This window comes from Dactylosporangium sp. CS-047395 (genome assembly GCF_050942185.1).
Lineage (GTDB): Bacteria > Actinomycetota > Actinomycetes > Mycobacteriales > Micromonosporaceae > Dactylosporangium.
The window spans coordinates 4,943,783-4,961,328 of sequence record NZ_CP192015.1 but is presented as its reverse complement, the minus strand read 5'-3'; the positions used below and the strand labels follow the sequence as shown (position 1 = coordinate 4,961,328).

Genomic DNA, 17,546 nt, shown 5'->3' with positions numbered 1-17,546 from the left:
ATTGACAGCGCAGCGAACAGGGACAGAGACTGCGCGTAAGTCCTCCAATACAGTCTTCGACGGCACCGGGCAGGGAAGCCGACATGCTGGACACCGCGATCGCCGTGCGCGACAACGTCGACCTCTCCGTCGTCGAGATCGCGGCCACCGGCCGGTGGACGTGGCAGATCCGGGTCGACCTCATGACCGCCTTCCGCAAGGCCCTGGCCCAGCGCCCGCGGGCCGTCCTGCTCGACGTGACCGCTCTCGAGGAGGCGGAGCGGACGCTGACCGCCTCCCTGCTGCTGGCCGAGGAGCAGAGCGCAGCCCTGCACCCGCCGGTCCCGGTCGTCGTGGTGGCCCGCGAGCCGCAGCTGTGGCGCCTGCAGGCCAGCGGCGTGGCAGGACGCATTCCGGTCCACCCGACCCGCAATGCCGCGCTGAGCGCGCTGGCCGGGAGCACCCCGCAGTTCGGCCAGGCCCGCGTCCGGCTGCAGCCCGGCCCGTTCGCCCCGGCCGAGGCCCGCAACCTGGTCGGCGACACCTGCCTGGCCTGGAACTTCGTGGCCCTGCTGCACCCGGCCCGCCTGATCGTCTCGGAACTGGCCACGAACGCGACCGAGCATGCCGGTACCCCGTTCACGGTCACCGTCACCCGCCGCCGCACCGACCTGGTCCACCTGGCCGTCGAGGACGGCGTCCCACGGCTGCCCCGGCTACGCCTCTGGTCGATGAACCCGGAGGCCCCGCTGGCCCAGCGCGGCAGCGGTTTGCGCCTGGTGGCCGCGGCCGCGACGGCGTGGGGCTCCGACCTGACCATCCACGGCAAGGTCGTCTGGGCCACCCTGCGCGCCCGGGCCTGACGCGTTTCGCCGCCGGTCGCGGCGGGAATCATCGCCATGTATGCCCGGCGGAGGCCGGCGCGGAAGGACGGACGCGATGACCAGCACCGCCAACCCTGCGCTCAGTGCCGACGAACTGCGCGCCGAGATCGTCCGGACGCGGGCCGCGCTGGGTGCGACCGTCGAGGCGCTCGCGGCCAAGGCCGACGTGAAGGCCCGGATGAAGGACGCGACCGGCGAACTGGCCGATCGCACCAAAGCCCGGGCGCTCGCCGCGGCCGACATAACGAAGGCGCGGGCGGTTGCCGCGGTGCGTGATCCCCGGCTGCGCGGGCCGGTTCCGCTCGCGGTGCTCGGGGTGGCGGCGGCCGGGGTGGCGGCGCTGATCGTTTTCGGGCTGCGCGCGCGGCGGTAATCCGACACGGTGCAACCTGTTCCCGGGGCTGGGCCGTCTGGATGATGTGCGCCTGGGGATCAAGAAGCCGCCGTCGGCCGGTCTGCTCGTCGTGGCGGTGCTGCTGCTCCTGCTGGGCACCACCGCCCGGGACAGCGACCGGGTGACCCGCGCCGCGAACCCCGCCACCCGGGCGCCGGTGGCCCCGGTCGCGCTGCCCGCCGCACCGTCGCCGTCCGCCGCCCCCTCCGTGAGTCCGACGCCGTCGCTGCCGGTGCGGCCGGGCGACGGGGTGGCGGGGGCGTTCGCCACGACCGGTACGAGCGCGGTCGCGCTCACGTTCGACGACGGGCCGGACCCGATCAACACGCCGAAGCTGCTGGCCCTGTTGCGGCAGCGGCACATCCACGCCACGTTCTGCATGGTCGGGTTCCGGGTGCGCGACCGGCCCGACCTGGTGCGCCAGATCTACGCCGACGGGCACACGCTGTGCAACCACTCGTGGCAGCACCTGCTGGACCTGGCCAAACGCGACCCGGCGTACCTCGACTGGGACCTGCGGCACACCAACGACATGATTCGCGCGGCGGTCGGGGCGGACGTGCCGATCCGGTACTTCCGGGCGCCCGGCGGCAACTTCACGCCGGAGCTGGTGGCCAAGGCGAAGTCGCTCGGGATGGACTCGATCTCCTGGGACGTGGACCCGCGCGACTGGGAGCACACGCACGACGCGAACGCCTCCGCGCACATCTCCCGCGTGGTGAACGCCGTGCAGCACCACGTCCGGCCCGGCTCGATCGTGCTCTCGCACGACAACGGGCAGCCGAACACCATCACGGCGTACGACCAGCTGCTCCCGTGGCTGCAGGAGCGTTTCACGCTCGCCGGGCTGCCACCGGAGGGGCTGTCCGGGTGAGGACGTCCTCGGCGCGGAGTTCCTCGGCGCGGACCTCGCTCAGGCCGCCGCCCTCCAGGTCGGCCAGGAACCAGTGGTCGAGGCGGAGCAGGTCGACGGGCAGCGCCGGGTAGCCGGGGCCGACCTCGTCGAGCGCGATCCGCACCCCGTGCGACCGGAGCCGCTCCAGCTGGGCCACCGCCGCCGGGTCGGCGAGCAGCGCGCGCTCGCCGACGCCGAGGACCAGCGACCGCGGGTCGAGGCCGGTGTCGCCGAGCGCGCCGAGCACGTCGTCGGCCAGCGCCTCGCGGTGCAGGTGGGCCGGGGACATGGGCATCGCCAGGTACAGGTGCGGCCAGCCGGCGACCTGACGGCAGGCGGTGCGCAGGGCCCAGGAGCCGATGTCGTGTATCAGGCCGGTGGCCTCGGCGACCGGCACGAACGCCGCCGGCTCGAGCAGCCCGCGGGCCGGGTGGCGCCAGCGCACCTGGGCCTCGACGCCGGTGACGGTCGCGGTGGAACGTTCGACGATCGGACGGTACAAGAGGATGAACTGCTGCTCCTGCACGGCCAGGGCGAGCTCGCGGGCCAGGACGGTCTCGGCGCGCTCGGCGTCCATGGCCTCGGCGCTGTAGAGCGCCCAGCTGGGCTCCTCGTGCCGCTTGGCCGCGTACATCGCGAGGTCGGCCCGGTGCAGCACCTCGCTCTGGTCGGCCTCGCGGGCGGCGAGCGCGACCCCGATGCTGGGCCGCAGCCGCAGAGTGTGCCCGGACAGGCGCACGAGCGGGCGGCAGGCCTCCAGGATCCGCTCGGCGACCGCGATCGCGCCGGCCGTGCCGTGCACGTCGGGCAGGACGACCGCGAACTCGTCGCCGCCGAGCCGGGCCGGCACGTCCCCGTCGCGCACGCTGCGGCGCAGCACGTCGGCGAACGCGGTGAGCATCTGGTCGCCGACCTCGTGCCCGTAGGCGTCGTTGACCTGCTTGAAGCCGTCGAGGTCGATGAGCAGCACGGCGAGCGGCGAGCCGGAGCGCCGGTGCCGGTCCAGGGCCGCACCGAGCGCCTCCCGCAACTGCAGGCGGTTGGCGAGGCCGGTGAGGCTGTCGGTGATGACGAGCGTGTAGTTCTCCCGGGACGCGACGATCTGGCGGGCGGCCACGCCGAGGGTCATCACCAGCGCGCCGCCGATGAGCCCGAGCCAGGGGAACAGCCCGTCGCGGATCGCGGCCACGATGAGCAGCGCGTACCCGCCGGCCAGCGCGAGGTACGGCAGCCAGGACACCCGCCGCAGCGGCCGGTCGGCGACCACCCCGCCGTCCCGGGCCTTCTGCCGGACGAGCGCCGCGAGCAGGATGAGGAACATCGGCAGGTGCAGCAGCGACGGTACGAGCGCGTCCTGGACGATGTCGCGCACGGTCGAGTACAGGAAAATCGTGTCGACGAAAAGGTATCCGACGGTGCCGGCAAGCAGCAGCACCAGCGGGGTGCGGGCGGCGAGCACCGATCCGCGCAGCAGCACGGTGCCGACGCCGACGAGCAGGATCACGTCGCCGACGGCGAACAGGACCGCGCCGAGGCGCAGCGGGTCGAGCAGGCCGCCGCCCTGCAGGGCCGGGCCGAGCACCAGGTACCACATCAGCATCGCGCCCGCGCCGAGCATGGTGGCCACGTCCATGGCGAGTTTCCAGCCGGCCCGGCGGTCCATCGGCTTCGCCGCGAACGAGAGCAGGCCGAGCAGCAGCACCGGGGTGACGAGCACGCGGGGCACGATGGCGAGCACGGTCGCCACGCCCCAGGCCTTGTCGCCGGTGGCGAACGCGATCGAGAACCCGACCCCGGCCACGATGAGCATCGCGAGCGCGGCGCTGGTGAACCGGAACGGGCGGCGCGCGGCCGGCGACAGCGTGCGGCTCGTGGCGGCCCGCAGGTGGAACCCGAGCGCGACGGTCTCCAGCAGGCACAGCGAGATGCCGGCCGCCTTGGTGTCGAACAGGTCGGCGAGACGGACGGCCACGAGGCCCGCGAAGAGCAGGCCGGCCGCCGTCAGCAGGCGCCGATGATTCCACACGGCCCTGTTATCGGATCAGGCGCGGCCGATCTGAGCGATCGCCGGTAGGGAAAACCCTTCCACCGGTTCGGGTGCTGGCGGGCCTGTGCCGCGGCGGGCGCTCGGCCACGCTCGTATGCATGGCCATCACTCGCCGCGCCGTGCTCGGCGCCGCCGCCGCGTCCGCGTTCGTCCCCGTGCTCGGTCCCGGGGGCGGCGACTCCCACGACCTGATCGCGTTGCGCCGCGACCTGCACCGCCATCCGGAGCTCGCCGGGAGCGAGGAGTACACCGCGTCGGTGGTCGCGCGCCGGTTGCGCCGCGCGGGGCTGGAGGTGACCACCGGGGTCGGCGGCCACGGCGTGGTCGGGGTGCTGCGCGGGGCGCACCGCGGCCGGACCGTCGCCTACCGGGCCGACATGGATGCGGTACCGCCCGAGGGCCAGCTCCCGCCCGGCAGCGCCCCCGCCCACGTATGCGGGCACGACCTGCACACGACCATCGGCGTCGGGATCGCCGAGCGGCTCGCCCAGCAGCGGCGGCACCTCGAAGGCAGTGTGGTCTTCCTGTTCCAGCCGGGCGAGGAGGCCCTGGCGGGCGCGGCCGCGATGCTCGCCGACGGCGTGCTGGAGGCGACCCGGCCCGCGGAGATCCACGCGCTGCACTGCGGCCCGTTCCCGGTCGGGCAGCTGGCGGTCATGCCGGGGTACGGCCTGCCCGGCCTCGATCGCGCCACCGTCACGCTCACCGGCCCGGACGCGGCCGGCCGGGCGGCGACCCTCGCCGCGGCGATCAACGCGCTCGGCACCGTGACCGTGCCCCCGCCGGAGCGGCTCGGGCAGATCGTCGACGCCATGCTGACCCCGGACGGCCCGCTCGCGCGGTTCGTCTACATGCGGGCCACGGCGGCCGGGGAGCAGGTCCGGGCGTCGTACCGGACGTGGCCCGAGGCGCGCTGGTCGGAGATCCGGGCCGAGATCGGGCGGCTCGCCACGGCGCACGGGCCGGCGACGGTGGCGTTCCCGGGCGATCCGTTCCCGGCGATGGTGGTGCGGGAGGAGGACGGGCGGGCGCTGGAGCGGTACCTGCGCTGGAGCACCGGGGACGAGCGCGTGGCGGTGCTGCACGCGGCCGTACCGTTCAACGGCGAGGACTTCGCGCTGTTCCTGCGGCGGCTGCCGGGGACGTTCACGTTCCTCGGGGTGCGCCGGCCGGGCGAGGCGATCGAGACGAGCTACCCGCACCTGGCCACGTTCGACCCGGACGAGCGGGCGATCGCCGTCGGGGTGCGTGCGATGGCGGGCTGGCTCACGTACCGGGCGGCGTCGCCGCACTGACCCGCTTGCGCAACTGCAGCAGGCGGCGGCCGCTGTCGAGGAGGTGCTCGCGCAGCACGGTGTTGTCGAGCGCGGCCAGGTGCGGGTCGTTGAGCGGCCCGCCGAGGCCGGTCAGGAAGATCAGCAGGGGCACCATGGTGGCCGGATCCGGGTCGGGTCCGGCCACGACCATGCGGATCCGGTGCCACCACGTGATCAGGTTCGGGTGCTGCTCGATGAGCTTGGCCACGTACGGGTCGCCCGTCAGCGCCGAGAACCGGATGCGGCTGTCGAGCACCAGGTCGACCAGGCCGATCACGAACTCCTCGATGCGGGCCGACCGGCCGCGGTGCGCCTCGGCCCGGGTCAGGATCGTGTCCAGGGGCGCGAACACCGGCTCCACGACGCCGAGGACGATCTCGTCCTTGGTCTTGAAGTGGTAGTACACGCCGGCCTTGGTCACGCCCATCTCGTCGGCGATGTCCTGCAGCGAGGTGGCCTCCACGCCGTCGCGGCCGAACAGCCGCAGCGCGGTCTCCAGCAGCTGCTCGCGCCCGTCTCCCCGCTTGCGCTGCACCATCGCTCCCCCTTGCCGGTGCGCTGATCGTACCAACGGTCCGCTAAGCCGAGCGGCTTAGTTAAGGTCCGGCGTTTCCTTGCCGATCGGACACCTGACGGCACTGCTCTGGGGGTTCCGATGGCGACGCTGCTGTACCGGCTCGGCCGGTTCTCGTTCCGCCGGCGCGGGCTGACGCTCGCGTTGTGGGTACTGCTGCTGGCAGTCGTCGGCGTCGGCGCGACGACACTCTCGGGCCCGACGAGCAACGCGTTCTCCATCCCGGGAACCGAGTCCTCCCGCGCGATGGAGGTCATCGCGGAGAAGTTCGGCGGCAACTCGGACGCCGCGTCGGCCAAGGTCGTGTTCACCGTCTCCGGCGGCGCCAAGCTCACCGACACCAACCGGCGCACCGCGATCGAGGCGGCCGTCGCCGAGCTGCGCAAGGCACCGCAGGTGGCCGCGGTCGCGGACCCGTTCGAGGCCAAAACGATCGCGCCGGACCTGCACACCGCGTACGCCACGGTGTCCTACACCGCCACCGCCGCCGACGTGCCGACCGCGGCCCGCGAGGCGCTCCTGGCCGCCGGCGACACCGCGAAGAAGGCCGGCATCGGCGTCGAGTACTCCGGCGAGGTCACCCGGACCGCCGCCGAGAGCCACTCCTCCGAGGCCCTGGGCATCATCGTGGCCGCGTTCGTCCTGCTCATCACGTTCGGCTCGCTGGTCGCGGCCGGCCTGCCGCTGCTGACCGCGCTGGTCGGCGTCGGGCTGGGCATGCTCGGCATCCAGCTCGCCACCGGCTTCTTCGATCTGTCCTCGAGCACGTCGGCCCTCGCCACGATGCTCGGCCTCGCCGTCGGCATCGACTACGCGCTCTTCGTCATCTCGCGGTTCCGGGGTGAACTGACCGCGGGCCGTTCAGGAGAAGAAGCTGCAGGGCGCGCCATCGGTACCGCCGGATCCGCCGTCGTCTTCGCCGGTCTCACGGTCATCATCGCCCTCGTCGCGCTCGCCGTCACCGGGATCCCGTTCCTCACCGCGATGGGGGTGGCCGCGGCCGGTACCGTCGCCGTGGCCGTGCTCGTCACCCTGAGCCTGGTTCCGGCCATTCTTGGCTTCGCCGGCCGCCGGGTGCTGCCGAAGAAGCGCCGCAACGCGCCCGCCGTCGCCGGCCACACCGGCAAGGTGCCGTTCGGTCAGCGCTGGGCGCAGTACGTGCTGAAGGCCCGGATCCCCGCGCTCGTCATCTCGCTGGGCCTGCTCGTCGTGGCCGCGCTGCCGGCCCTGGACCTGCGCCTCGCCCTGCCCGACGACAGCACGGCGGCGGTCAGCTCGACCCAGCGCAAGGCCTACGACCAGCTCGCCGAGGGCTTCGGCGCGGGCTTCAACGGCCCGCTGCTCGTCGTCGTCGAGGCGGGCGCCGGCCAGGCCGGCGCCGCGGCCGCCAAGGTGCAGCAGACCATCGCGAAGCTCGGCGACGTGGCCCTGGTCGTCCCGGCCACGGTCAACCCGGCCGGCGACACCGCGCTGCTGACCGTCATCCCGGGCAGCGCCCCGACGAGCGAGGCGACCAAGAACCTGGTCTTCGCGATCCGTGACCACGCCGCCGGTACGGTCACCGGGGCCACCATCGCCGTCACCGGCACGACCGCCGTCAACATCGACATCTCCGACAAGCTCTCCGGGGCGCTGGTGCCCTACCTGGCGATCGTCGTGGGGCTCGCGTTCATCCTGCTGATGCTGGTGTTCCGGAGCATCCTCGTGCCGCTCAAGGCCACCGTCGGCTTCCTTTTGTCGGTCGCGGCCGCGTTCGGTGGACTTGTCACGGTTTTCCAGCACGGGCACCTCGCGAGCCTCCTGGGCATCGAGAGCGCCGGCCCGATCGTCAGCATCATGCCGATCTTCCTCATCGGCATCCTCTTCGGCCTGGCCATGGACTACGAGGTCTTCCTGGTGACGCGGACCCGCGAGGAGTACGTGCACGGCGCCGCCCCCGACGAGGCGATCGTGACCGGCATGAACCACGGCGCCCGGGTCGTGACGGCGGCGGCGCTCATCATGATGAGCGTGTTCGCGGGCTTCATCCTGGCCGACGACACCATCATCAAGAGCCTGGGCTTCGCGCTGGCCTTCGGGGTGGCGGTGGACGCGTTCCTGGTCCGCATGACGATCGTGCCGGCGGTGCTGTCGCTGTTGGGGCGCTCGGCTTGGTTTCTGCCGCGGTGGCTGGACCGGGTGCTGCCGAACGTGGATGTGGAGGGTGAGCAGCTGGCGAGGTCGCTGGCTTCGTCCGCTGGGGCCGATGATCGCCAGCCGGCGCTTACGCGGGGCTGAGCTCGTCCGTTGGGGTGCCGGGCGGCCGGTCCGCCCGGCGATTGCGGCTGTCCGAACGGCGCTTTGGTTTGGGATGAAGCGCTGACCTGTATTTTGCGTTTTGCCTGTTTCCTCCCCTTACGGTGCAGGGACACCAATTCGGCACGGGGGAAGGAAACGTCAATGAACGCCAGGACTCGCCGCTCGCTCACGATCGTCGGCATGGGGGTTGTCGCGGGGGCCGCGCTCGGGCTGAGCGGGACCGCGGCGTCGGCCGCTTCGACCGCCTCGCCGACCGACATCGCCGCCGTCCCGGTCAAGTCGTCCACGCACACCGCTCCGGCCGCGCAAACCGACACCCGCGGCAACGACGGCAACCATCGCGGCAACGACGGAAACAACCGCGGCAACGACGACGGAAACGACGGAAACAATCGCGGAAACCAGCACGACAACCGCGGCAACGACCGCGGAAACCAGCAGGACAATCGCGGCAACGACGGCAACGGACGCGGCAACGACGGAAACGGCCGTGACGGGCGGCACGACCACGACGTGCGCCAGGTGCAGCAGCGGACCCGCACGTTCACGGTCGACCACTACCGCAGCAAGCACGCCTGCCAGTCCGACGCGCGGACCGGGGTGCGCCGCGGCTACTGGGACAAGGCCACGTGCACCCAGGTCGGCCACCGCCACCTGTACGAGCTGCGCGCCACCGTGTACCAGGGTCACCACCGCGCTCCCGCCGGTCACCGCGTTTAGCGGGCACGCGCTCGGGCAGCCTGCCGCGATGCGCGCCATCGTGATCGAGCGGTTCGGGGGTCCGGAGTCCCTGGTGTACCGGGACCTGCCGGAGCCCGAACCGCTCGCCGGCCACGTGGTCATCGAGGTCAAGGCGTTCGGCCTGAACCACGCCGAGATGCACATGCGCCGGGGCGAGTGGGCCGAGGCCGCCCCGGTTAGCGGCATCGAATGCGTCGGCCTGGTCAAAGCCTGCCCCGGCGGCGAGTTCCCGATCGGGGCGAAGGTCGCGGCGCTCATGGGCGGCCTCGGGCGGACGATCAACGGGAGCTACGCCGAGTACACCCGCCCGCCCGTGTCGAACGTCGCGCTCATCGAGTCGGACCTGCCGTGGGCCGACCTGGCCACCATCCCAGAGACCTACGCGACCGCGTGGACGTGCCTGTTCCGCAACCTCGAGCTCACCCACGGCCAGACCGTCCTGATCCGCGGCGGCACGTCCTCGTTCGGCCAGGCGGCCGTCCAGCTCGCGCGCAATGCCGGCGCCCGGGTGCTGGCCACCACCCGCCGCCGCGACCGCCGCACAATGCTGGAGGAGCTCGGCGCCGCCCGCGTGGAGATCGAGGCGCCCGACCTCTCGGTGCGCATCGTCGAATCCAAAACCCTGGATGCCGTACTGGACCTGGTCGGCAACAGCACCATCCTGGACTCGCTCGACATGCTGCGCCGCGGCGGCCGGGCGTGCCTGGCGGGCTGGCTCGGCGGCCTGGCCCCGATCCGCGACTTCAACCCGCTGCTGCAAATGGCCAGCGGCGTGTACCTCACCTTCTTCGGCAGTTTCGTCTTCGGCCGGCCCGGCTTCCCACTCTCCGACGTCCCGCTCCAGGAGATCGCCGCCGACGTGGCCGCGGGCCGCCTGCGCGCACACCCGACACGCGTCTTCGGCTTCGACGAAATCCAGGAGGCCCACCGCGTCATGGAATCCGGCGGCGCGGGCGGCAAAATGGTCGTCGTGCGCTGACGAGCGAATCCACAACGCCGCCACCGCACAACGCCGCCGCCACCACCGCCCAACGCCGCCGCCACCACCGCACAACGCCGCCACCGCACGCCCGCCCGCCGCACGCCCGCCACCGCCGCACGCCCGCCACCGCACGCCCGGCCACCGCACAACGCCGCCACCGCAGACCGCAACCACGCGGGGCAACCGCCGCCCTCCACTGCCCCGCCGCTCCAGCACCACGCGACAGACGACACGACGCGCGTCACGCGTCAACAGCCGTCGTCCACCAACCGCCGCAAGCCAGCACCACGCAGACGAACGGCCCGACGCTCGGCCCGACGCTCGGCACGCGTCAGTCGGCGCGTGAGGCGGCGGCCCAGGCGGCGGCGACCAGGTCCATCAGCTCGTCCACAGCGGCCGGCGGGTCGGGTGCGTCGCGCGCGAGCGGCACCACGTCGAGCACGTACCTTGCGAGCGCCCGATCAGTCGCCGTCACCTCCGCGCGGCCGAAGTCGGCGGCGACGGCCACGGCCAGGGCGTCGGCGTGCCGGGCCCACATGCGGGCCTCGTACTCGCGCAGGTCCGGTGAGCTCGCCACCAGCCGCCAGAACGGCGTGTCGCTCGACACCACGAAATCGCGCACAATCACGTGCACCTCGGCCCGCAGCGCGTCCGGCGCCGGCCGGTCCGGGTCGCGGTCGGTCACGGCGGCGGTCAGGCGGTCCTGCAGCCCCTGGTCCCGGTCAAAGACCAGCGCCTCCTTGGACGCGAAGTGCGCGAAGACCGTGGTCACGGCCACGTCGGCGGCCTGCGCGACCTCGCGGATGCCCACGGCGTCGTAGCCGCGCTCCAGGAACAGCCCCAGCGCCGTGTTGGCGATGGCCTGGCGCGTGGCGGCCTTCTTGCGCTCCCGGCGGCCCGTCTGCTCACTCACGCGCTCCACCCTACCCGTCTCGAAACCGTACCGGTTGTGAAACGCTAACGGTTAGGGTTATGGTCGACGCATGACCACCACGCTCGTCCGCACGCCCCGCTCGCTGCGGGACTCGTGGGTGGCCCTGACCGGGCTGTCCGCGGTGTTCCTGTTCGAGATGCTGGACAACTCGATCCTCAACGTCGCGCTGCCCACCATCGGCCGTGACCTGCACGCCTCCACGACCGCCCTGCAGTGGGTCACCGGCGCCTACGCCGTCGTCTTCGGCGGCCTGATGCTGACCTTCGGCGCCCTGGCCGACCGCTTCGGCCGCCGCCGGATGATGATCGTGGGGCTGGTGCTGCTCGGCCTGTCGAGCCTGGCCACGGCGTTCGTCACAACCGCCGGTCAGCTCATCGCCGTACGCGCCGCGATGGGCGTGGCCGCCGCGATGACCACGCCCGGCTCGATGGCCCTGGCCTTCCGGCTCTTCGACGACGACTCGCTGCGCGTGCGCGCCACCACCCTCATCTCGACCGTGGGCCTCGTCGGCCTCGCCGTCGGCCCGACCACCGGCGGCTTCGTGCTCGCCTTCGCCCCGTGGCAGGTCCTGCTGCTCGTCAACGTCCCGATCGCGGCGCTCGCCATCGCCGGCATCCGCTTCGGCATCGCCGCCGACGACCCGGCCGACCTGCACCGCGACCCCATCGACGGAGCTGGAGCCGTCATCGGTACCGCGACGATCGTCCTCGCCCTCGTAGCCCCCACGCTGTTCGTCGAGGAGGGGACCGGCTCGTGGCTGCCGTGGACGTTCACGGCCGCGGCGATCCTGGCCGCCGCCCTGTTCGTGCTGCGCGAGCGCTCGGCGAAGCACCCACTGCTCGACCTGGCCCTCGTCGCGCGCCCGCTGGTGTCCAGCGGCCTGGCCTTCAAGGCCGCCGCGGGCATGGCCACCGCCGCCCTCGGCTACCTGGTGACGCTGCAACTCCAGCTCGACTGGGGCTGGTCACCCACCCTGGCCGCGGTCGGCCTGCTCCCCCAGGTCGTCGTGCTGGTGGCCGGCGGCGCCCTGATCAACCCCTTCGTCCAGCGCGTCGGCCTGGACCGCGCGGCCTGGCTGAGCACGTCCTCGGTCGTCGCCGGGCTCGCCGTCTACGCCCTCCTCGGCCGGTACGGCTACCCCTTCGTCGCCCTCGCGCTCGTCCTCGTCGCCGCGGGCATCCGCGTGGTCGGCGTGGTCGCGGGCGTCAACGTCCTGCGCGGCCTGCCGCCGAACCGCACCACGATCGGCGCCGCCCTCACCGACACCGCCACCGAGGTCACCTCCGGCGCCGCGATCGCGATCGCCGGCACCATCGTCGCGGCCCTGTTCACCGGCGCCATCGCCGCGCCGCACTGGACCGCGCACCAGACCACCGAGTTCCGCGCCGCCGTCACCATCGCCGGCCTGACCCTGACCGCCATCGCGGCCGCCTTGGTCGCCTGGGGCTTCCTCCGCGCCCGCGGCGCCACCCGGGCAGAGCACGCCTGACCACCCCCGCGGCGGCACCTCTTCCAGGCACGCCGCGCCAGCCGGAACGCATAACCAACGGACGTTGGATTCCCGAACAACAGCGTCGGACTCGGCCACCGGGCGCGGGACGCGGACACCATCGCCGCGCCGACCGGGGAACGCTGAACCAACGGGCGTTGGATTCACAAACCAGCGAAGGCCGGCCTTCCACACCGCCGCTACGGGCGGTCCTGAGTGAGTTGCTGTTCGAGCCACCCCGACAGGGCGGTCAGCGCGGCCGGGGCGATGCCGTGGCCGACCGGGTCGCGGCGGGCGAGCACCGAAGCGCCGGACTCGTCGCGGGTGTACCGCCAGGTCGCGTCGAGCAGCTCGCGCGGGATCACGGTGTCGTGCTCACCTTGCGCGACAAACACAGACGCGCCCGCCAGTCGACCCGACGTCGTGGGGAGGCCGGCGTCGAAGGGCAACGTACCGTACAAGATGGCCGTTGCCCTGAATCTGGACGGATCGTCGAGCAGCAGCCCGCCGGCGAAGGCCGCGCCGCCGCTGAAGCCGATGAGCAGCACCTCGCGGCCCGGCGGGGCGATCGCGTCGAGCCAGGCGCGGAACCAGTCCAGGCCCGCGCGCAGGGACCCGGCGACCGGCCGGCCGATCCCGCGGTTGGCGAACCAGGCGAACCCGCCGCCCTCCGCGATCGGCGCGCGCACGGCGGCGTAGGACGGGCCGGCCGGCAGGTGCTCGGCGAGCGCCAGGATCTGCCGCTCGTCGGAGCCGCGGCCGTGCAGCAGGATCACGAACGGGGAGGCCGGATCGGCGTGGCCGGCGTACGCCACAACAGGAGCGCTCATGCGGTCACGACCCCACTCCACTGTTGAATTCCGGCGGCGAGATCGAGGCGGCCGACCGGGGCGGCGTACGCCACAACAGGAGCGCTCATGCGGTCGCGACCCCGCTCCACTGTTGGATTTCAGCGGCGAGATCGAGCCGGTCGACCGGGGCGGCGTGCTCGTACTCGCCCCAGGAGTCGCGCGGCAGCATCCACATGATTTCGAACTCGTTGCCGTCCGGGTCGGCGCCGTAGACGCTCTTCGTGGCGCCGTGGCTCGACTCGCCGGAGTACGCGTCGGCGTTCACGAGGGCCAGCCGGGCCTGCTCGAGGTCGTCGATGGTGTCGACCTGCCAGGCCAGGTGGTACAGGCCGATGCTACCCGGGCGGCGGGGCGGCGCGGACGGCCCGACGCCGAACAGGCCGAGGTCGTGGTGGTTGCCCGACCGCGGCAGGCGCAGGAACACGGCGTTGCCGCGCGGCTCGCGGGCGGCGACGACCATGCCGAACACCTCGGTGTAGAAGAGCTCGGCGCGGGCGAGGTCGGCGACGAACAGCACCGCGTGGTTGAGGCGGACCGGTCCGATCGGCATGGTGGGCTCCCTGGCTGGCGATTATTCAAGCTTGAACTGAAGGTACCGCAAAAGTTCAAGCTTGAACTAGAGTGCGGGTGTGGCGTACGACGCAGATCCGCAGTGGCTCACCCGCAGCGAGCGCGAGGCCTGGCTGAGCCTCGTGCGGCTGGTGACCGTCCTGCCCGCGGCTCTCGACGCGCAGCTCGATCGCGACGCGGGGCTGAGCTTCTTCGAGTACCACGTGCTGTCGATGCTCTCGGAGCGCCCCGACCGCGCCGTGCGGATGCGCCGGCTCGCCGAGCTCACCAGTTCATCGCCGTCGCGACTGTCCAATGTGGCCAAGCGCCTGGAGCAGCGCGGCCTGCTGCGGCGCGAGGCCGACCCCGCTGACGGCCGGGCCACCCGGGCCGTGCTCACCGACGCGGGCCTGCGCACGGTCGAGCAGGCGGCACCGCGGCACGTGGCCGCGGTGCGCGCCCTCGTCATCGACGCGCTCAGCGCGCGGGAGCTGGCCGGGCTGCGCGCCGCGAACGAGCGCATCCTGGCCCGCGCCGACCCGGGCGCCGGCACCCGCCCGGAGTGGTTCGCCTAGCGCTCGTGCACGCAATGCGTGACGGCGCGACCAATTGCGTGACTGAAGAGCACGAAGCCGAGGTACGCCGGGGTCGCGCCGTCCGGCAGGTCCAGCGTCTCCACGTCGACCGCGTGCACCGCGATGAAGTACCGGTCGGGGCCGTTGCCGGGCGGCGGGGCGGGCCCGAGATAGCGCGCCTGGCCCGCGTCGTTCACGAGCGTCACCGCGTTGCCCGGCAGCGCCCGCCCGTCGCCGGCGCCGGCATCGAGGTGTGTCACGGAGACCGGAAGGTCCGCCACCGCCCAATGCCAGAAGCCCGATGCCGTCGGTACGTCCGGATCGTAGACCGACACCGCGAAGCTACGCGTGTTCGGCGGGAACCCGGACCAGCTCAGCTGCGGCGACACGTCCTTGCCGCCGGCTCCGAGGATGCCGCTGACCTGGTCCATCGCGAGCTCGCTGCCGTTGTCGAACGACTCCGACGTGACGGTGAACGAGCTGAGCGGCGGCAGCAGGTCGTACGGGTTGTACGGCTGGATGGCCATGCTCAGTCCCAGACCAGGACCTGGCGGCCCACCACGTCGCCGCGGGCCAGCGCTTCGAGGCGGTCGTTGAGGTCCTCGTACCGGATCGGCGTGACCGTGTGGTGAATGTGCCCGGCGTTGGCGAGCGCGAGCACCTCGGTCAGGTCGTTGTGGTTGCCCCAGAAGGAGCCGGAGTACCAGCGCTCGCCCGACACGAAGGAGAACAGCGACAGGTTCGTCTCGGTGCCCATGAGGCCGACCGAGACCATGCCGCCCTCGGCCGCGAGGAGCTGCGCGCCGAGCTTCAGCGACTCGGTGCCGGCGCAGTCCAGGATCGCGTCGATGTCCGGCCGGCCGGTGAGCCGGCGCAGCTCCTCCTGCACCTGCGCGGCGGTCTTGTCGCGGGTGTTGATCGCGTGGTCGGCCCCGTGCTTGCCCGCCTCGGCCAGCTTGTCGTGGCTGCGCCCGAGCGCGACGACCGTGGCCCCGCCGCCGAGCAGCTTCGCGTACTGCACGCCGTAGCTGCCGAGCCCGCCGATCCCGTGCACGGCCACCGTGCGTCCCGCGCCGAGGTTGCCGGCCGCCTGCAGCTTCTTCATGCCGCGGTACGGCGTGAGGCCCGCATCGGTCAGCGGCGCGAGATACTCGGGCCGGGGGTCGCCGTCCACCTTGATGAGGTGACGGTAGGGAACCCGCACGTACTCCGCGTATCCGCCGGGCGGGCCGAAGCCGACCCACCCACCGGTCCCGGTGCACAGCTGCTCGTTGCCCTCGTGACACTGCCGGCACGTCCCGTCGCCCCACCCGGCGCTCACCACGACGAGGTCGCCCTGGAACAGCCCGGAGTGTTGCGGGACCTCGGCCCCGAATCGGTCGATGTGGCCGGTGATCTCGTGCCCCGGAATGTACGGGAACTGCAGCGTGACCCCGGACCGGAAGTAGCCCTCCATGAGCTGCCAGTCGCTGCGGCAGACCCCGCAGGCGGCCACCTTGACGAGCACCTCGCCGGGGCCGGGTTCGGGCACCGGTACCTCTTCCAGGACCAGCGGCTGGTTGTAGTCGTGCATCCTGGCCGCGCGCATCTGCTTCAACGTGGTCTCCCCGCTCTCGTCTCCCTCCGAACGTAGGGAGCGCGCGGGGCGCGAACCTCGCCTGCCGTGGGCGAGCGTCAGTTCACCGGCTCCGGCGACGCGGTGCCGCGGGGATCGGCCACGTCGCAGTACGCCGTGATCCGGGTCTTCGTCAGGTCGGCGGTGGGCGGCACGACCTTGACGACGGCCTGCTGCCGATCGCCGGACCCGGCGCACCGGTTGGCCACCCTGGTGTTGTCGAAACCGCCGCCGACAACGGTGCCGCCGATGTCCCGGAACAGCACCGCGATGCCCCGTTCGACGCGGTCGTCGGCGCACCCGGGGCCGTTCTCGACGCCGAAGTCCACCGTCATCGCGCCGCCGGCCCGGCTGATGTTCTGCACGCCGATGGGCAGCGGCCGCAGCAGCAGGTTGCCGGGGTCGAGCGCGACGAGGTGGGTCCAGTCCACCTCCACGTCGAGGCGTTCCGTCCGTCCGGAGTCGACATCGCCGCCGGCGCCGACGACGGCCTGCTCGCCGGGCAGGATGACCGGGATCTCGAAGTGCAGCCAGGTGTCGGTGCGCAGGACCGGTTTTCCGTTGGCGTCCAACGGATGCAGGCTGACCCGCGTGCGGTAGGCGACCCGGTCCGTGCTGTTGGCGATGACCGCGCCCATCGACACGGTCCGGCCGCTGCCGCCCGGGCTGAACCCGCGCTCGGCGACGGTGACGCCTTCGGGGTGCTCGGTGACCACGTCCTTGCCCGGTGGTGCCGACGCCCGCGGACACTGCGGACGTTCCGTTTCTCGTCCCTCCGCGTTGCAACCGGCGAGTGCGAGGACGAGCAGCGGCGCGAGCCAGTGTTGCCTCATCGCGCGGCCTCGCACACCCGCATGGCGCTCTCCGCGAAGGCGGCGTACGCCCCGTCGGCGTCGAGGCGGCCGGCGCTCAGCTCGCCGGCGGCGGTGTGGGCCAGGCCGATCACCGCGGCGGCGAGCCAGGCGGCCGGCAGGGTGCGGTCGAAGTCGCCGGACTGCCGGCCGCGCTCGATGAGCTGTTCGAGCTGCTCGGTGCCGGCCCGGTGGGCGGGCTCGCTGCCGGGCGGGGTGCGGCTGAGGGCGGTCGCGAGCAGGTACGGGTGGCGGCGGATGAGGTCCCAGCCGAGCTCGAGGTACCGCTGCAGCGCCTCGATCGGCGGCGCGGTGTCGAGCCCGGCGGCCGCCATGGCCTCGACGGTCTCGGCGCCCGCGCCCTCGATCAGGGCGGTGATCAGCGCGTCGCGGGAGGCGAAGTGGGCGTAGACGGTCTGCCGCGTGAGGCCGGCGGCGGCGGCGATGTCCTCCATGCCGGCGTCGGGCCGGGCGCTGAGCACCGTGTGGGCCGCGGCCAGGATCGCGTCGACGCTGCGCTGGGCATCGGCGCGGCGGCGGCGGGTTCGCACATCGGGCATCGGCGCCACGAT

18 protein-coding genes are annotated in these 17,546 nt (G+C 72.8%); 9 read left to right on the top strand and 9 right to left on the bottom strand.

What is annotated here, in order from left to right; genetic code table 11:
- Positions 1–83: 83 nt before the first annotated feature.
- The 3 genes from ACQP00_RS23360 (at position 84) to ACQP00_RS23350 (ending at position 2,131) form a co-directional block, all read left to right on the top strand.
- Positions 84–842, top strand: a complete 759-nt coding sequence (locus tag ACQP00_RS23360; RefSeq protein ID WP_433222399.1) for an ATP-binding protein — start codon at positions 84–86, stop codon at positions 840–842.
- Between the two features lie 76 nt (positions 843–918).
- Positions 919–1,236: a DUF3618 domain-containing protein gene (locus ACQP00_RS23355; protein WP_433222397.1), complete on the top strand. Its 318-nt coding sequence runs from the start codon at positions 919–921 to the stop codon at positions 1,234–1,236.
- 46 nt (positions 1,237–1,282) lie between these two features.
- Positions 1,283–2,131 (top strand): polysaccharide deacetylase family protein, encoded by an 849-nt coding sequence (locus tag ACQP00_RS23350; RefSeq protein ID WP_433222395.1) that lies wholly within the window; start codon positions 1,283–1,285, stop codon positions 2,129–2,131.
- On the opposite strand, the gene ACQP00_RS23345 is transcribed toward ACQP00_RS23350, so the two are convergent.
- Entirely contained in the window at positions 2,091–4,178 is a 2,088-nt protein-coding gene (locus ACQP00_RS23345) for a putative bifunctional diguanylate cyclase/phosphodiesterase (RefSeq protein ID WP_433222393.1), read from the bottom strand. The genes ACQP00_RS23350 and ACQP00_RS23345 overlap by 41 nt on opposite strands.
- Positions 4,179–4,297: 119 nt before the next feature.
- On the opposite strand from ACQP00_RS23345, the gene ACQP00_RS23340 reads away from it, so the two are divergent.
- Positions 4,298–5,494, top strand: a complete 1,197-nt coding sequence (locus ACQP00_RS23340) for a M20/M25/M40 family metallo-hydrolase (RefSeq protein ID WP_433222391.1) — start codon at positions 4,298–4,300, stop codon at positions 5,492–5,494.
- Here ACQP00_RS23340 and ACQP00_RS23335 read toward each other — a convergent pair.
- Positions 5,466–6,053, bottom strand: a complete 588-nt coding sequence (locus ACQP00_RS23335) for a TetR/AcrR family transcriptional regulator (RefSeq protein ID WP_433222389.1) — start codon at positions 6,051–6,053, stop codon at positions 5,466–5,468. The genes ACQP00_RS23340 and ACQP00_RS23335 overlap by 29 nt on opposite strands.
- 117 nt (positions 6,054–6,170) lie before the next feature.
- Between ACQP00_RS23335 and ACQP00_RS23330 the strand changes: the two genes are divergently transcribed.
- The 3 genes from ACQP00_RS23330 to ACQP00_RS23320 all read left to right on the top strand — a co-directional run bounded on the left by ACQP00_RS23330 (position 6,171) and on the right by ACQP00_RS23320 (position 10,107).
- Positions 6,171–8,366 (top strand): MMPL family transporter, encoded by a 2,196-nt coding sequence (locus ACQP00_RS23330; protein ID WP_433222387.1) that lies wholly within the window; start codon positions 6,171–6,173, stop codon positions 8,364–8,366.
- Positions 8,367–8,528: 162 nt separating this feature from the next.
- Positions 8,529–9,107 carry a hypothetical protein gene (locus ACQP00_RS23325; RefSeq protein ID WP_433222385.1) on the top strand — a complete coding sequence of 193 codons (579 nt, stop codon included), beginning with the start codon at positions 8,529–8,531 and terminating at the stop codon, positions 9,105–9,107.
- Positions 9,108–9,135: 28 nt separating this feature from the next.
- On the top strand, positions 9,136–10,107 hold the full coding sequence (locus tag ACQP00_RS23320) for a zinc-binding dehydrogenase (RefSeq protein ID WP_433222383.1): 972 nt from the start codon (positions 9,136–9,138) through the stop codon (positions 10,105–10,107).
- 334 nt (positions 10,108–10,441) lie between these two features.
- Here ACQP00_RS23320 and ACQP00_RS23315 read toward each other — a convergent pair whose 3' ends face one another.
- Positions 10,442–11,023: a TetR/AcrR family transcriptional regulator gene (locus ACQP00_RS23315; protein ID WP_433222381.1), complete on the bottom strand. Its 582-nt coding sequence runs from the start codon at positions 11,021–11,023 to the stop codon at positions 10,442–10,444.
- 70 nt (positions 11,024–11,093) lie between these two features.
- On the opposite strand from ACQP00_RS23315, the gene ACQP00_RS23310 reads away from it, so the two are divergent.
- On the top strand, positions 11,094–12,533 hold the full coding sequence (locus tag ACQP00_RS23310) for an MFS transporter (RefSeq protein ID WP_433222379.1): 1,440 nt from the start codon (positions 11,094–11,096) through the stop codon (positions 12,531–12,533).
- 200 nt (positions 12,534–12,733) lie between these two features.
- On the opposite strand, the gene ACQP00_RS23305 is transcribed toward ACQP00_RS23310, so the two are convergent.
- Together ACQP00_RS23305 and ACQP00_RS23300 are read right to left on the bottom strand one after the other, a co-directional pair.
- Complete coding sequence (locus ACQP00_RS23305; RefSeq protein ID WP_433222377.1) at positions 12,734–13,363, bottom strand: alpha/beta hydrolase; 630 nt, start codon at positions 13,361–13,363, stop codon at positions 12,734–12,736.
- Between the two features lie 85 nt (positions 13,364–13,448).
- Entirely contained in the window at positions 13,449–13,934 is a 486-nt protein-coding gene (locus tag ACQP00_RS23300; RefSeq protein WP_433222375.1) for a VOC family protein, read from the bottom strand.
- 79 nt (positions 13,935–14,013) lie between these two features.
- On the opposite strand from ACQP00_RS23300, the gene ACQP00_RS23295 reads away from it, so the two are divergent.
- Positions 14,014–14,508 carry a MarR family winged helix-turn-helix transcriptional regulator gene (locus ACQP00_RS23295; RefSeq protein ID WP_433222373.1) on the top strand — a complete coding sequence of 165 codons (495 nt, stop codon included), beginning with the start codon at positions 14,014–14,016 and terminating at the stop codon, positions 14,506–14,508.
- Here the strand turns inward: ACQP00_RS23295 and ACQP00_RS23290 are convergent.
- The 4 genes from ACQP00_RS23290 to ACQP00_RS23275 form a co-directional block, all read right to left on the bottom strand.
- Positions 14,505–15,035 carry a YbhB/YbcL family Raf kinase inhibitor-like protein gene (locus ACQP00_RS23290; protein WP_433222371.1) on the bottom strand — a complete coding sequence of 177 codons (531 nt, stop codon included), beginning with the start codon at positions 15,033–15,035 and terminating at the stop codon, positions 14,505–14,507. The two genes, ACQP00_RS23295 and ACQP00_RS23290, sit on opposite strands and share 4 nt — an antisense overlap.
- A 2-nt stretch (positions 15,036–15,037) precedes the next feature.
- Positions 15,038–16,096, bottom strand: a complete 1,059-nt coding sequence (locus tag ACQP00_RS23285; RefSeq protein WP_433222369.1) for an NAD(P)-dependent alcohol dehydrogenase — start codon at positions 16,094–16,096, stop codon at positions 15,038–15,040.
- 86 nt (positions 16,097–16,182) lie between these two features.
- Positions 16,183–16,956 (bottom strand): hypothetical protein, encoded by a 774-nt coding sequence (locus tag ACQP00_RS23280; RefSeq protein WP_433222368.1) that lies wholly within the window; start codon positions 16,954–16,956, stop codon positions 16,183–16,185.
- On the bottom strand, positions 16,953–17,534 hold the full coding sequence (locus tag ACQP00_RS23275; protein ID WP_433222366.1) for a TetR/AcrR family transcriptional regulator: 582 nt from the start codon (positions 17,532–17,534) through the stop codon (positions 16,953–16,955). Before ACQP00_RS23275 ends, ACQP00_RS23280 begins: the two co-directional genes overlap by 4 nt.
- Positions 17,535–17,546 lie beyond the last annotated feature (12 nt).